The 14,588-nt window shown below is 57.7% G+C and carries 12 protein-coding genes and 2 riboswitches; of the genes, 7 read left to right on the top strand and 5 right to left on the bottom strand.

What is annotated here, in order from left to right; genetic code table 11:
• Positions 1-9: 9 nt before the first annotated feature.
• The 4 genes from GYH29_RS08355 to GYH29_RS08340 form a co-directional block, all read right to left on the bottom strand.
• A complete protein-coding gene (locus tag GYH29_RS08355) occupies positions 10-714 on the bottom strand; it encodes a hypothetical protein (RefSeq protein WP_161523519.1) in 705 nt (234 codons plus the stop codon).
• 270 nt (positions 715-984) lie between these two features.
• Positions 985-1,989, bottom strand: coding sequence for an MFS transporter (locus GYH29_RS08350; protein WP_161523518.1), 1,005 nt, complete (start codon positions 1,987-1,989; stop codon positions 985-987).
• 447 nt (positions 1,990-2,436) lie between these two features.
• Complete coding sequence (locus GYH29_RS08345; protein WP_141113279.1) at positions 2,437-2,844, bottom strand: hypothetical protein; 408 nt, start codon at positions 2,842-2,844, stop codon at positions 2,437-2,439.
• A 7-nt stretch (positions 2,845-2,851) separates the two neighbouring features.
• Complete coding sequence (locus GYH29_RS08340; protein WP_081576054.1) at positions 2,852-3,838, bottom strand: GlxA family transcriptional regulator; 987 nt, start codon at positions 3,836-3,838, stop codon at positions 2,852-2,854.
• Positions 3,839-4,478: 640 nt separating this feature from the next.
• On the opposite strand from GYH29_RS08340, the gene GYH29_RS08335 reads away from it, so the two are divergent.
• The 6 genes from GYH29_RS08335 to GYH29_RS08310 all read left to right on the top strand — a co-directional run bounded on the left by GYH29_RS08335 (position 4,479) and on the right by GYH29_RS08310 (position 12,042).
• Positions 4,479-6,986, top strand: a complete 2,508-nt coding sequence (locus GYH29_RS08335; RefSeq protein ID WP_161523517.1) for a DUF3141 domain-containing protein — start codon at positions 4,479-4,481, stop codon at positions 6,984-6,986.
• A gap of 136 nt (positions 6,987-7,122) precedes the next feature.
• Positions 7,123-7,210: riboswitch (glycine riboswitch) on the top strand.
• Between the two features lies 1 nt (position 7,211).
• Positions 7,212-7,393: riboswitch (glycine riboswitch) on the top strand.
• Between the two features lie 197 nt (positions 7,394-7,590).
• Entirely contained in the window at positions 7,591-8,325 is a 735-nt protein-coding gene (locus tag GYH29_RS08330; RefSeq protein WP_231589184.1) for a trimeric intracellular cation channel family protein, read from the top strand.
• Between the two features lie 226 nt (positions 8,326-8,551).
• A complete protein-coding gene (locus tag GYH29_RS08325) occupies positions 8,552-9,397 on the top strand; it encodes an aminoglycoside 6-adenylyltransferase (RefSeq protein WP_161523516.1) in 846 nt (281 codons plus the stop codon).
• 363 nt (positions 9,398-9,760) lie between these two features.
• Positions 9,761-10,054 (top strand): hypothetical protein, encoded by a 294-nt coding sequence (locus GYH29_RS08320; protein WP_161523515.1) that lies wholly within the window; start codon positions 9,761-9,763, stop codon positions 10,052-10,054.
• A gap of 444 nt (positions 10,055-10,498) precedes the next feature.
• The gene (locus tag GYH29_RS08315) at positions 10,499-10,936 is read left to right on the top strand and encodes a hypothetical protein (protein ID WP_161523514.1); all 438 of its coding nucleotides are present in this window, start codon (positions 10,499-10,501) and stop codon (positions 10,934-10,936) included.
• 275 nt (positions 10,937-11,211) lie between these two features.
• Positions 11,212-12,042: an abortive infection family protein gene (locus GYH29_RS08310; RefSeq protein ID WP_081950513.1), complete on the top strand. Its 831-nt coding sequence runs from the start codon at positions 11,212-11,214 to the stop codon at positions 12,040-12,042.
• 236 nt (positions 12,043-12,278) lie between these two features.
• On the opposite strand, the gene GYH29_RS08305 is transcribed toward GYH29_RS08310, so the two are convergent.
• Positions 12,279-13,496: a hypothetical protein gene (locus tag GYH29_RS08305; RefSeq protein WP_161523513.1), complete on the bottom strand. Its 1,218-nt coding sequence runs from the start codon at positions 13,494-13,496 to the stop codon at positions 12,279-12,281.
• Between the two features lie 559 nt (positions 13,497-14,055).
• On the opposite strand from GYH29_RS08305, the gene GYH29_RS08300 reads away from it, so the two are divergent.
• Positions 14,056-14,556: an Lrp/AsnC family transcriptional regulator gene (locus GYH29_RS08300; RefSeq protein ID WP_161523512.1), complete on the top strand. Its 501-nt coding sequence runs from the start codon at positions 14,056-14,058 to the stop codon at positions 14,554-14,556.
• The last annotated feature ends 32 nt before the right edge of the window (positions 14,557-14,588 follow it).

Genomic DNA, 14,588 nt, shown 5'->3' with positions numbered 1-14,588 from the left:
CGAGGGGTCTTATTTGATCGGCTCGGCCAAGGCCATCAGCCACGCTAAATTGTAGGCCTGTTGTGGACTGCTGCCGATCTCATCCCACACTGCAATGGTGTAATATTTTTTGGAACTGACCCAAGTCAACTCCGATACTTTTTTACCTGATGGCGACTTTTTAACAACAAACCGAGCAGGCAGCCCCTGAACCTTTAGATTCATGAGCTCCTTTACTGCCATCACTCCCCCTCCATCCGCAATAAAATCCCATTCGTGCAGAATGATCAGGACACCATCGGGACGCCGGAACACCCGATCAAAACTGCTCCATGGCCCACGTAAGCTAGGCCCTTGCGGCACAACCCCCTCAAAACGATAAGCATTTAACTGACTAGCACCAATATCAGCAAGCTTGGATTTGGCATTGGCAGATACATCCTGCAAGGTTCTCAATCTATTTTGATAACTTGTAGCATATAGAACAGCCTCATCCGAAATTTTTTCATAATCCATCCGCCCATCAATCATAGATTTATTTCCAACATCTAGCTGCCGACTCTGCCCTGGGTTTTTATTAAGCACCCCTGGCAACTTATCAATAGATATAATTTTCAACTTTCCTGGTTCAACATCTAAAACTGGACTGAATGCCGCGCTATCATTTGCACTACTCAAAGTGGAGACAAGCCCTGACAATGCCGAAATAAACAAAATCATCTTAAAATTAATCACCTCCCTCTCCACCCCAAGCCACTTCCTATCAACGCACCAGCATGCGCAAGCGTAACGCGGCCAATAAACCAAGCAATGCCAGTAAGCATGCACTAGTTGCAATGAACACCGAACTCTCAGGAGCAATACCGAGAGTCCAAATACCGACAGCGCCTGCGGCATAGAGCATGGATGTATTCCATGCCAAGGTCGGAGCCGGACTCTCGCCAGACAACTGCATCACAGAGTCCTGTTGATTACTATCAAAAGCACCTGAGAATACAAACCAGGCTAGCACCGAAAGAATAGAAAGCATAACCCATGGCGACCCCAGCGCAATGGGAATGGCAACCGAAACACCCAGCACCCAGCACCCAGCACCCAGTAAGTCAACAACAAGGCTGATGACCTTCCCCTTTTAGCGCTCTTGTCGGATAAATACCCTGCAACAATAGAGCCAAGCAAGGTGCCAACTCCACTGAGCACGCCAACAATACCAACAAGCGTTTCCGAGAGAGCAAAATCTCGCATGAGCCGAACTGCCAAAAATGTATAGGCACCCAAACTAGCTGCATGAAATAAAAAGGTAAGTAGATAACTCCATTGCAACTCCTTTATCCTCCATGGCGCCAATAAGCTATGCAACCAATGATTAGATGACGGTCCTCCTCCTGCCTCTAGTCTGGCAAGAGGCCCAATCTTTTTCCATATCGAAGGCAAGGCAAGCAGCGACATACCTCCTAACACAGCGACTACGGCACGCCATGAGTAAAAGGTTGACGAGAATGCACCAATAGGGACTCCAAACACCTGTCCCAATGCAAAAGCAGCCATACCATAGCCAATAGATCTACCCCGCAAATGCGGGGCGACGGTCTGACTCATCCATATCCAGGCCGCAGGCCCAAAAAAGCTCACCCCCAATCCAGCCAGACCTCTACAAGCCAACACCAGCCCATAGTTCTGTGCTAGGGCTGATGCCATATTGCCAATAGCAAAAATAAAAATACCCGTGACAATCATCGAACGTGGACCAAGCTTTTTATAAAGCAACCCAATAAAAGGCCCTCCAATAGCCTGCACAAGCACGTAGGCCGTCACCAATTGCGCTGCTGCAGACAAAGACACTCTCAAATCGGAAGAAATATTTTCCAACAAAGGAGCAACCACATACATTTCAGCCCCAACCAAGAATAGAATGGCGTAAAGTGGCCAGAATTTCCGCATCAGCTGAGAAGTAGCTTTCTTTTCAGTCTCTCGCATAAAGACTCGGCTCATAGAGGTGAAACCATGCATCAAAATTCAGGGCTAGTTCAGCAGCCACATTAGCGACAAAGCCCCCAGAGATCTGCTCTTGATCAGCGGCCTCGTCTGCCAAAATAATTTTTACGCCAGGTTTAACCAAATAGGAAAGTGACAACAGGCTTAAATCATGACAACAGATAGCATTGAGAACATCCCTTGATCACATCGCCTTAAGCTGAAAAGGTGTATATATCCATCCAAGAGCCCGTGGTGGTGGTGAGCTCCAAGACAAGGAATCGACCGCACCTCCGCCGTACCCAGCACCATGAGCGTCACCCTGCGATTGCCTGTCATCTCTAGTTCCCTCACTGCCGCACCAGCGCGGCCTGCGTTCCTCCCGCCCCCGGTCTCCGTGCATTTCGGACTCCCGGCGGCATCTGCTCCCGATGCTAGGCAAAAAAACGGTGCCCACCTTGAGTCAAAACGACGCTTTTGCGATTAATTGCGCCATAGAGGCTCTTCGCGCCAACGTCTGACCGACGACAGCCAACACGACCAGATTCCGTTCAAACATTCCCACGTCCCCATCTTCGGCCGGACCTTATCCTTGATCAGTCCCATTCCCCGGTTTTCCACATCGGTGCTGAAGCACAAGTTGCGTAGCAGCCCGCCGACATTTGGGCAGCCGCCTCGTACCCCCAGCGTGTATTTGGCGCCGCTCAGATTGGGCTTGGCCAGTTGCTCTAACTGCCCAGCAAAACATTGATCTGCCGGTTCTTCATCAGCCCGAAAAACGCGACGAGCTCCGCTGGCGGCCAGCAACAGCGCGGTGGATATGGTTTTGAACCGCGTCGCCCATGACTCTCCGGCAACGATGACGGTGAAAGGCCGTTGCCGTGCCGCCAACAGGTTCTCAGGCCATCGCCCCCGCCGCCGCCAGATATCGCTGCCGCTCGTGGCTAGGCGGGTAGCCGAACAAGCCGCGGTAGGACTTGGAAAAATGCGAGGACGACAGGAAGCCGCAAGCCACGGTGACTTCCATCACGCTCATATTGGTTTGCAGCAACAGTTCGCGCGCCCGACGCAGGCGGAGGTCCAGATAATATTGCGCCGGCGTGGCGCTCAGATGCCGCTTGAACAGCCGCTCCAGATGACGCAACGACACGCCCAACTCCTCAGCCAGGCTCTCCAGCGAGCACGGGTTCTCTATATTGTTTTCCATAGACAAGACCGCGTTCTGCAAAGCCTCGTGCCCGGCGCCGATACGCGCCAGAAGCGGGATGTGCTGACGATCGCCGTCGTCCCGCAGCCGGTCCACGATGAATTGCACCAAGACATCGGCCGCCAGGCTCTTGCCTCCCTTGCGGCCAATCAGGTGACACATGAAATCCAGCGGCGCGGTGCCGCCGCTACAGGTAAAACGGTCCCGGTCCAACACAAACAAGTCCGAGGTGAACTGGGTGCGGGGGAACTCTTCTCTGATGGACAGCAGGTTTTCCCAATGGATGGCGCAACGATAGCCGTTCAGCACTCCCGCCTGGGCCAACGCGAAGGCGCCGGTGCAGATTGAGCCCAGCGGCACGCCCTGGGCGGCAAAGCGGCGGATCAGCGCCAGCACCTTGTCCGTGGCCGCCTCGCGCACTTGGCAGCCGCCACAGACGATGAGCATGTCGTACTGTTGCGGGTGGCCCGGCGCAGAGACCGGCGACAGACACAGGCCGTTGCTTGCGTTAACCGCTTTTCCGTCCGCAGACAGCAGGCTCCAGCGATACAGCTTCTTGCGCGACAGGTAGTTGGCCATGCGCAGCGGCTCCACCGCGTTGGAGAAGGCGATCATGGAGAATTGATCGAGCAGCAGGAAAGCTATATGCGACAAAGAAGCGGTCTGTTGCGATTCCATCACGACCTCCCATGCATGCGTAGCGAGGGCGATTGCCCTGCCCTCAGGGCCTCCTCAGAGCCCGCTGCGCTTCCGCGGGATTTTAGGCAAGGGCGTTAAAAACAAGCTCGAAATACTCATGTAGGCTTTTCCGCTTGTTCTCGCCTTGTCTCGCCCTTGCTCGCGAGACTTTGAACAGTCTCTCCGCCATCGGCCGCAGTCCTCGCCGCGGCACGCGGCCCCTGGCCCAGTCCGAAGAACATTGCAGCAGGAATCAGATAAACGAAAGCCGGCATGGTCTGCATGAAGTCCAAAGCCGGACACACAAAGGGCGTTGAGCAGCAGCAGAGACCCGCAGCAGACAGACAGGGTTAGCTCCAAGACGGAAACGGTTTGCCGGAAGCCGGCGGCCCAGATCAGGCGCAACGGATAGAGCGCGCCGTGAACCCAAAGCCACTGCGGGCAGCCTGCCGGGGCATGGAATGCCGGGGCCCGGCGTGCGCCAAGCGCGGCAAGCTCCAGTCAAAAGCCCCCGCCGCCAAGCGGCACACTGTGGCGCAACGCTGACAGTTACTCTCCTGGCAGGAACTTTGTCTATTGCAACGCAACAAAAGGAGGGTACAGTAGCCAGTTATCCGTCATACCAACCAAGAGGTGCCGTATGTGGTCGCAAACAGCCGTCTGGTCCAAGCTCTTCTCCTCCAACCCGGTCGCCGACTACTGGCGCGACGCCTACGAGCGCAGCATCCTCTACTGGGACGTGCTGCATGACCGCGGCGCGGACTATCTGCAACACGTGCAAAGCGGCAAACCGCCGGTGTTGGTGTTCGACTACAAGATCATTCTGGACGGCCGCAGCCTGCCGGACCCGGCCAACTACGCGCTGGCCGCCATCCTGCCGCCGGCCGGCTGCCCGGCCACCAATCCCGCGCTGCGCCCCTTTGTGGTGATAGACCCGCGCGCCGGCCACGGCCCCGGCATCGGCGGCTTCAAGATGGACAGCGAGATCGGCATTGCGCTGCAACAGGGTCACCCCTGCTACTTCATCATGTTCTTCCCCCAGCCGGTGCCCAGCCAGACCATAGAAAGCGTCAGCCGCGCGGAATACGTCTTCCTCAGCAAAGTCAACGAACTGCACCCGGACAGCGACGGCAAGCCCTTCGTCATCGGCAACTGCCAAGGCGGCTGGGCCGTGGCCATGCTCGCCTCCGTGGCGCCGGAACTGTTCGGCCCCATCCTGCTGGCCGGCACCCCGCTGTCCTACTGGGCCGGCGTCACCGGCAAAAACCCTATGCGCTACTCCGGCGGCATGCTGGGCGGCACCTGGACCGCCTCGCTGGCCGGCGACCTGGGCCACGGCAAGTTCGACGGCGCCCACCTGGTCAACAACTTTGAAAAGCTGGACCCGGCCAACACCCTGTGGAAGAAGCCCTACAATCTGTACGCCAAGGTGGACACCGAGCGCGAACGCTTCCTGGGCTTTGAACGCTGGTGGGGCGGGCACTACCTGCTGAACAAGCAGGAAATGGAATGGATCTCCCAGCAGCTGTTCGTCGGCAACCACCTGGTGGAAGGCAAGATCGTCAGCAGCGACCAGCACCGCGTGGACATGCGCAACATCCGCTCCCCCATCATCGTGTTCGCCTCCTGGGGCGACAACATCACCCCGCCGCAACAGGCGCTGAACTGGATACCGGACCTGTACGACAACGCGGAAGACATCCGCGACAACGAACAAACCATCATCTACTGCCTGCACAACAAAGTGGGCCACCTCGGCATCTTCGTTTCCGCCGGCATCGCCAACCGCGAACACAGCGAATTCGCCAGCGCGCTGGACCTGATCGACGTGCTGGCCCCCGGCCTGTACGAAGCCATCATCGAAGACGTGGCCCCCGGCACCCCCGGTCAGGAATACATCAAAGGCCGCTACATCATCCGTTTCGAAGCGCGCGAAGTGGCCGACATCCTGGCCCTGGACGACGGCCGCGAAGACGAACAAGCCTTCGAAGTGGTGCGCCGCGTCTCCGAGATCAACCAAGGCGTTTACAACCGCTTCATCTCCCCCGCGCTCCAGGCCGTCAGCAGCGAAGCCAGCGCCCAATGCCAGCGCCAACTCAACCCGGCGCGGCTGGAACGCACGCTGATCTCCCCGCTCAACCCCTGGCTAAGCTGGCTCAAGCCCGCCGCCGAATACGTGCGCGCCCATCGCCATCCGGTGAGCGCGGACAACCCGCTGTGGCGGCTGCAAGAACAATGGTCCGGCTGGATGGCGCAAAGCCTGGACCGCTACCGCGACCTGCGCGACGCCGCCACCGAACACTGCTTCAAGGCCGTGTACGAATCCCCGTGGCTGGCCTCCGCCGTGGGCGTCCAACCGGCCCGCGAAGCCCGCGCCGCCCGCTGCGACAGCTGGGAAAAACGGGAACGGTTGCAACTCAAGCGCCAAACGCTGGACCCCGCCTACGAAACCGGCACCCTGGCGGACGGCTTCGTGCGCCTGCTCACCTACGTGGCGATTGGCCGCGGCATCATAGACGAGCGCCCGTTCAACGCCATCCGCCGCATCATGCGCGACATCCGCCACGAATACCCGCTGACCCTGATGCAGCTGAAAGAAATCGCCCGCAAGCAAGTCTTCCTGGTGCGGCTGGACGAAGCCCGCGCGCTGGCCGGCCTGCCCAAGCTGCTGCAGGAAGAGCACCGCCGCCGCCAGGCCTGGCAGCTGGCGCACGAACTGCTGGCGCTCAGCGGCGACATCGCCCCGGAACAACAACAGCGGCTGGACCAAGTGGCCCACGCGCTGCAACTGGACACCCGCGCGCCGTCGGCTCCGGCCATCCTGCCGCCCAACGAGCCCATAGCGACAAGCGCAACCGCTCCCGCTCCGGCCCCCGCCGTCAAAACCAGCGCGCCGGCCAAGAAAGCGGCGCCGCCGCGCAAACCAGCCGCCAAAGCCCCGGCCAAAGCAGCGACGGCCGACAAGCCCAGCGCCGCCGCCAAACCCGCCGGCAGCGCGCCGGTTGCGGCCAAGCCGGCCTCAAGCAAGCCCGCGGCGGCCAAAACCGCCAAAGCGCCTGCCGCCAAGGCACCCGCAGCCAAAGCCCCGGCCACGCGCAAACCCGCTGCCGGCAACGGCGCGGCCAAGCCCAAGACGCCTGGCAACTAAGAAGCAGCCCGCGTGAAAACGCCCGGACAGCCTAGCCGCCGTCCGGGCGTTTTCGTGAAGATGGCGCACTGCAACATTTTTGCCTTCCCCCATGTATACAGTCGTTGACTGAACAATACAGCAAACGCTAATATCCTTGCCTGCTGCGGGAGAGAGGGGCATACGGCCCCCGCCGAAGACGCAAACTCCCATAATCGCTCAGGCCACAGTACCGCAGCCCATGGATACCAGCCGATTGGAGAGAGGCCCTAAGCGCCCGTTCATCATCTGCTACGCTTCAGCAAGCGCGCGTCAGATTATGTAACCGGCCCTTAGCGCCCACCGAAGGGGCAAGTGACATCCGGCAAAGCCCGCACACAGGCCGCGCCCGTCATCTAACTCTCAGGTAAAAGGACAAGGGGAGAGGCAATGCCGGCAGCGCCGTGCCCATGCGCAGCCCGCCGGCCATGCTCAGAACGTGTTTACGATCTCGCGAGCAAGAACGAGACAAGGCGAAAACAGCTGAGAAAGCGGAATGTACTCTTGGTACATGAGCATTTCGAAGCGGTACGCGCCGCGTCTCGCGAAGCGCAGCAGATCGTGCACCAGCTCTCAAGGAAAACCCGTGTTCGAAACTCTTGCCCAGGCCGCGCGCCACCTGGCATGGCCCGCCCATTGCCAACCTATTTTCCCACCTGGCTTCGCCGCACACCTCGGCGCCAGCCTGTTTGACCACTGCAACTACATGCTTACCCTGATCTATCTGATCGCCATCACCGCGGAAGCGATGACTGGCGCGCTGGCGGCCGGCCGCCGCAATATGGACATATTCGGCGTTACCGTCATCGCCTTCCTCACCGCCCTGGGCGGCGGCACCGTGCGCGACATCGTGCTGGGCCGCTACCCGATAGGCTGGACCCAGCACCCGGAATACGTCGGCCTCGTCATCGCCGGCGGCCTGGCCGCCGTGTTCGTGGCCCGCTACATGAAGCGCCTCAGCCGCGTCTTCCTGGTGCTGGACGCGCTGGGCCTGATCGCCTTCACCATCATAGGCTGCGGCGTGGCCCAGTCCATGGACTATCACCCGGTAGTAGTGGTGATGGCCGGCATGATCACCGGCATTGCCGGCGGCATCCTGCGCGACGTGCTGTGCAACCGCGTGCCCGTGGTCTTCCGTCAGGAACTGTACGCCAGCGTCTCCTTCGCCGTGGCCCTGCTCTACCTGGGCCTGATCAAACTGGGCGTGCCGCACGATCTCAACGTGCTGGCCAGCTTCGCCGTCGGCCTCACCATCCGCCTGGCCGCCATCTGGCGCGAATGGCGGCTGCCGGTGTTCATGTATCGGCACGATCTGCATTAAGCGCGGCCAAGACCCGCTAACAAAACTCCGGATCCTGCGTTGCGCCTCCTTGTCGTACCACTTGTACTGTAGCTTCGCAGAAACTTCGTTTTCTGCATCGGCAAGCCTTGGCTCAGGTACGCTGCGCAGTTTTGTTAGCGGCACTAAACCAGCAGGCCCCCGCCTGCCGGAACTTCCCGGCCCGGCGGCGGCCTATCCAAACCCGCCCCTGCCGAAAGCGCCTCGCATGTTGAGCCTTGCCCCGCAAAACCATCGTTTGGAAAACGCCATCGCCTGGGCGCAGCAACGCCCGGACGTGGATGCGCTGATCCTCACCGGCTCCTTTGCCCGCGACGACGGCAGCGTCGATATCCATTCCGATCTGGACCTGGAAATCATCAGCCCGGACCCGGCGGCTCTGGCCACGGACGACGGCTGGCTGCGCGACATCGGCCCCCTGATCACCGTGCTGCGCCTGGGCGAAGGCCAAGCCTGGCCCACCCGCCTGGCCATCTACGCCGACGGCGTCAAAATCGACTTCACCCTGGCCGGCCCCGCCCGGCTGCAAGCCATGCGCAAGGACGGGCTGGACCCGCTGTACCAGCGCGGCTACCGCGTGCTGCTAGACAAAACCGGCGTGGCCCAAGGCCTGCCCGCGCCGCATGGCCGTCCCGCCGCGCCGGCCCTGCCTTGCGAAGAACGCTTCCGCGAGCGGGTGGAAGAATTCTGGTTCGAAGCCTTTCACATCCCCAAATACCTGGCGCGCGGCGAACTGTTCGTCGTCAAATTTCGGGACTGGACCATAAAGGAACTGCTGCTGGAAATGCTGGAATGGCATGCCCATAGCCACCCCGGCGCGGCGGCGGACTGCTGGCATATCGGCACCCGGCTGCAACACTGGGCCGAGCCTGAACACTGGCAGGCGCTGCAACAGGGGTTTGGCCACTTCGACGCCGCCGACGCCGAACGCGCCTTCCACGCCACCCTGCGGCTATACAGCCAAGTGGCACGCGAAGTGGCCGCCCGCGCCGGCTTCGACTACCCGGAAGCGGTGGAAGCCGGCATCCGCGACTTGATCCGCGCCCCAACCTAAGAACCTGTTCAAAGTCTGCTGCGCTTCGTGAAGCGTTGCACGGTGAGTACGAGCTCAAAATGCTCATGTACCACTCGTACATTCCGCTTTTTCGCTCGTTTTCGCCTTGTCTCGCTCTAGCTCGCGAGATCGTAAACAGGCTCTAAACCAACGGCGGCGCGGCGGCCCTCACGCGTCTCGCCAGGCGGGGGCGGCTTCCCTGGGCTTGACCTTTGGTCATGGTTAGATAGAATCCTCTATCTTTTAGGCGTTCGCTTCCGTTCGCCTTTCTCAGCCACGCGCCTCCTCTCAACGGAAGCGCGCCAGCCAAGCCATACCGCAAACCGCCACGTCCCGTGGCCAGATACTTTGTCAGGAAATAAGATGCGTATCCACGCCCTTCTGCTGCCGCTAGCCCTTTACAGTGCGGTAGTTACCGCGGATTCATTCTCCCCCTCCCACCCGGCTTTTACCCAAATCAACAAGGCCATGACGGATAGTTTTCGCATACAGCAACAACTGATGCGGATGCCTACCCCGCCCGATATGTTCAAGAGAGAGAATAAAGAAACACCACCGCCTCAGGACGAGGCGGAGAAGGTTGATCGCCGGCAGGCTGAATCGGTGATAACGCCGCAACAACAGCCACGCCCTGATGAGCAGGCGGAGAGCGATTAACAAGCTCTGTCCCAATTGGCCGCTTCGACGCAGCCGACGCCAAACGCGTCCTCCACGCCATCTTGCAGTTGCACTCGCGAAGTGGCCGCCCGCGCCGGCTTCGATCGCCCGGAAGCAGTGGAAACCGGCACCTACGGCTTGAGGCGCGCACAGGCACAAACTCGCGACCACCGCGCCTTGACCCCGCTCGCATAGTGGGCAACAATCCCCGCGTGCCGCAAAACACGGCACCGAGATTGGCATCTCGAATAGCGTTGCGTCAGCAAGCATGTGCGTTTACGCACATGCTTGTGTTTTGCCATGACCTGACGGCAGGTGCATGGTGGGAGAGCGCTATGCGCTCGCCGGTCGCAACGCTCGGTAATGCCAATCCCATCACGCGCCTGCCAAATCCTCTAGCGGATAGGCAGCTTGTTAATCTTGTTTTATCGCAGGAGTAACGACATGCCGCAATCTCTCTTCCCGCGCCGACGGCGCTACCGCACCCCGATCCTCGAAGCCCAGGAAGTCCTACTGCCCTTCGTCAGCCGCCTTCCCGGACGCACCTACCCGCACTACTGGCAAATGCCGCCCGCGCCGCCCACCGCCGCCGAGGCCCACGCCTACGGCCGGGAATGCGCCGCCCACGTGCTGCAATGGTTCAAGGACAACCCGGCCTACGTGGGCCAGGGCCTGATTAGCCGCATCGCTCGCGATATCGACTTCAGCCGCACCGAGCAGCGCGGCTACTGGCTGGGCTTTTTCAATCATCTGGAATTGCTGATCTCGCTCAGCGCGCGGCGGATGAATGTCTACGCCTACACCGACCATCAACACCAGATGATGGACGCGCAGGTGGAGCGCTCCTTGTTGGAGCGACGGGTATTGAAGAAGAGTAAGTAAAGGGAGGCCCCCGGCGAAAGCCGGGGGTTTGGTGTTATGGGGGGGGGGTGGTTTGTCGGCAGAAGCAGACAAACATGCCAATGTGCTATTATAAGCATTGCCGACAAGGAGCCGTCGCTCATAGATGAGCAACCATCTATCCTTTATCAGGTTAAGAGCCGCGAACAAAACCACACAGAGAAACTGAGCCAAGGCGTGCCGACGCAAGCAGTACAGCGGACTAGCGCAAAAAGTATCACAGGCTCGGTGAATTCGGATGTTAGCGTTTCAAAAATATGACACTACCAATTACCGACACCATAATCGCTGCGCTAGCACAACTCGTAGACGATTCAAAATCCCATGGAGAGTATCGCGAGCCCTCTCATTCAGATATTGAGTTTTACGTTGGGCGAACCGGCTTAACCTCGGCAGACCCAAAAACTCAAGGTCAAGTAATTGGGAAAGCCAAGAGAGTCAGAGCGATTCTGTCATGGGCAATCGACAACAACCCCAACGCTGGCTCAAAACTCATCGAGCAACTGCTATCAAAGGTTCGAGCATCAGGGGGATTTCGGGAACAATCGGCCAATTTTGTCGGCACAGAAGCGATTCTGAATGCCATGTCTGCATTTGATGCCGAAGGTTATGAGCTTTCCAAAGACGGAGACATTCGACCAAAAGTTCTGGAAAACCTTAAAGGCCGAGAGTTATCCCAAGCGCTTCATGCATATGCACGCCGTGCCCAAAAAGGTGCTCACGACGCAGCATTACTTTCTGGCACTGGCAAAGACCTTCTTGAGGCAACCGCCGCACACATCCTTCAGACAAAATGGGGTTCATATTCGAGCGGAGCTAACTTTCAAGGTCTACTTGGGCAAGCCTATGTGGCGCTCGGACTTACTGTTCCTGAACAAGCCACACAACCGGGTGAATCTCCGACCAAAGCCCTCGAACGCGCAATGTTTCAAACTGCCTGTGCTATTAATCGTCTCAGAAACAAAGAAGGCACTGGTCACGGGCGTCCGTGGTTGCCTTCGATTACAAACACCGAAGCTACGGCCGCTATTGAGATGGTTGGCAGCATTGCAAGCTTTCTGCTCAACAAACTCGATGAAAACCGTTAATCCAGTGCTCAACTTCGCCCCCTCCAGCCACTCGACGCTACGCGATAAGGTTGCACAGCGTCGGTTAGCTATAGGTTAGATTTCACGATCCTATGGCTTCGACACCACAAGACGCAGCAGCAATCGAAAAGTTCGTGCTTAACGTCACAATTCCGATCTTACTTGAAACCACGAACGGGTTAGTCCATGCAAGTCTGGATTTGTAGCACAGGGCTTGTTGTGACGTCTGTACTTGCCTACCGCGCGTTGGACTGGTCGCGCTCGCGGCATTCACCTTGGTATTCCCAGGCCATGGAGAGCCAGCCCTGATGCCGTTCCCTGCAGACAATATCGCCTTTGAAAAAGCTCAGGTCTTGGCGTAAGGGAACGTGGATGACAAGCTCTCCCTTGCTGTGTGGGTCCATGGATTTGGTCTGCAGGGCAAAGCTTGCGCTCTTGCCTGACGTGATCTGGACATCTTGCACGATAAATTTTTCGGTAGTGAATGGCGCATGGTCAAATACACCGTTGAGAACGACAGCAGTCAATGCGGCATACGCAAAAATGACGAGTGTGAAGAAGTAATTTTTACTGCGTCCTTGCTTGTTCTTTATTGAAACCAACTGAGATAGCGCAAAAGAGATTGCCGCCAATAGAGTCCATATTGGCGTGTACTCTCCGGGAAGTAACGGCGAAAAATAGCGGTACTCACTGGCTACTGAAAACAAGAGCAGGCATAGAATAGCAATTGAAAACAACAACATAATAGTGCAATCAACCTTAACAGCACCGCCTCTTTTGTCCAGCAGGGATACGCCGAAAAATTTTGCACACATTGCCGGCAGAAGAATAGCCGCGCCCCCGACACAGATAGTGATGGCCGAGTACAGGGCGGGATACAAGGGATATATACACAGCAGAGTTAACACAAAAAGCGCAATCAATATAGCCAAGTTAACGGCTTTGATTACTCGCAACGTTTTCCTTCTCGCTACTGGAGTAGCACCATAGTCGGCATTGGATTCAATCAAGTTTTTGATAGTTCTCTCATCATTAAGCTTGAGACTGACGTGTTGCTTGAGAAAGTCATGAAGCGCGTATTTTTCCACATATTCATATGGCCATGAAAAAAGACAAACACCCTCATCATTCCCATAGAAAATTATGCGATCTTCTTGCTTCACCCTTTCGACTATATACCCATAGATATCAGCAGTTTTTATCGTCTTTTCGAACAAGACACTCTTAATAATTATCTCATTTTCTTTAACAATCGTTTTTTCAAACACAAGCACATCAATGATGCATATTTCAAGCATGGGCAGGAGGATATAGGCCGCAACTTTGATGGCCGTTTCAGCATCACTGGCCCAAGCAAGCAAGAAGATGAATACCGAGATGGAGAGGATGAACAAAACAAACTTTACACGCTTGGGAAGAGTAATGATTTTTTCGAAGTCCGACTGATTGTCCATGCGTGAGGCTCTGCGGCATTGGAATGATAAAGATATATTGTGACGCAGCACGCTAAGCCAGCCAAGTAGGAGGGGGCGGCGTCGTAGACTACATACCCGCCTCCTTTGCCATCAGCCCCCCCCTGCCTCTTCACTCCCCCCGCCAAAGCCGCCCCAACATCTCCTGCCACAGTTCCCGGTACACCGGATTGCTGGCGCCTTCGCCATGTCCGGGGTTGTCGGCGTTGGGGCGGTGTATCGGCTTGTTCAGCGCGAACGGGTGCCCACCCACAGCGGAGCTCTCGCCAAGTGACGCCCCCTTCCTCACCCCCCAAGAACCTGTCCAAAGCCTGAGAGGAGTAGCCCCTGCCCCTATAGCCGCTACTCCGCCCACATGCCGCGTAGGGTCACGCCCCTGCCTCATGTGGCACAATTTTCCTATTTCGGAACTTAAATCAAACAAATATTCCGAAAATGGAAAAATATCTTTGACGCAAGAACATGACAGATTTAATCTGAACTCAGATCATCTCGTGGCGTGGCCGGTATGCCGGCGCCTGATAACCAAAAGGAAACCGAAGTGGCAGATGAATACAAGCTTGATGAGTTGGACCTGGCCATCGTGGAAGCGCTCGGCGACAACGGCCGGCTCTCCCCATCCGAGATTGCGACAAGAATTGGGGACATCTCGGAACGGACCGTCCGCTCCCGTCTCGCCGCCATGATCGAAAACAAGCTCATTTATGTAGGCGCCATGCCGGACCCCTCGGCCGTTGGCGCCAGCGTGCTGGCCGACGTCACCATCGATGTCGAGCCCGGCAAGGTGTCCGAGGTGGCCAACCGCTTAGTGGACTTTGAGTGCATCAACTATGTGGCGATCACCTCCGGCGGCCAAGCCATTGCCATGGCCATGTCGGCCGCCACCAACCTGGAATTGCTGGAGTTCGTCGACACGGTGATCGGGAAAATTCCAGGCGTGCGCGCCACCAATGTCGTCATCCTGCTTTCCATCCTCAAAACCTTTGGCTGGAAGACCAAGTCGGCGGAGAAATTGAGGGCCAAGCTGCAAAACCAACCATAAACGTATCGCAACGATCAGTACGGCATCGGTAT

The sequence above is a fragment of the Chromobacterium haemolyticum genome (assembly GCF_009936155.1).
Lineage (GTDB): Bacteria > Pseudomonadota > Gammaproteobacteria > Burkholderiales > Chromobacteriaceae > Chromobacterium > Chromobacterium haemolyticum.
Note: the sequence above shows the minus strand (reverse complement) of the source record. Positions and strands in the feature narration are given on the sequence as shown.

Bases quoted from the DNA above. Each gene is read 5' to 3' on its own strand.
- GYH29_RS08350 (WP_161523518.1), bottom strand. From the start codon at position 1,989: ATGCATGGTTTCACCTCTATGAGCCGAGTCTTTATGCGAGAGACTGAA.
- GYH29_RS08335 (WP_161523517.1), top strand. From the start codon at position 4,479: ATGTGGTCGCAAACAGCCGTCTGGTCCAAGCTCTTCTCCTCCAACCCG.
- GYH29_RS08315 (WP_161523514.1), top strand. From the start codon at position 10,499: ATGCCGCAATCTCTCTTCCCGCGCCGACGGCGCTACCGCACCCCGATC.
- GYH29_RS08340 (WP_081576054.1), bottom strand. From the start codon at position 3,838: ATGGAATCGCAACAGACCGCTTCTTTGTCGCATATAGCTTTCCTGCTG.
- GYH29_RS08320 (WP_161523515.1), top strand. From the start codon at position 9,761: ATGCGTATCCACGCCCTTCTGCTGCCGCTAGCCCTTTACAGTGCGGTA.
- GYH29_RS08310 (WP_081950513.1), top strand. From the start codon at position 11,212: ATGACACTACCAATTACCGACACCATAATCGCTGCGCTAGCACAACTC.
- GYH29_RS08325 (WP_161523516.1), top strand. From the start codon at position 8,552: ATGTTGAGCCTTGCCCCGCAAAACCATCGTTTGGAAAACGCCATCGCC.
- GYH29_RS08305 (WP_161523513.1), bottom strand. From the start codon at position 13,496: ATGGACAATCAGTCGGACTTCGAAAAAATCATTACTCTTCCCAAGCGT.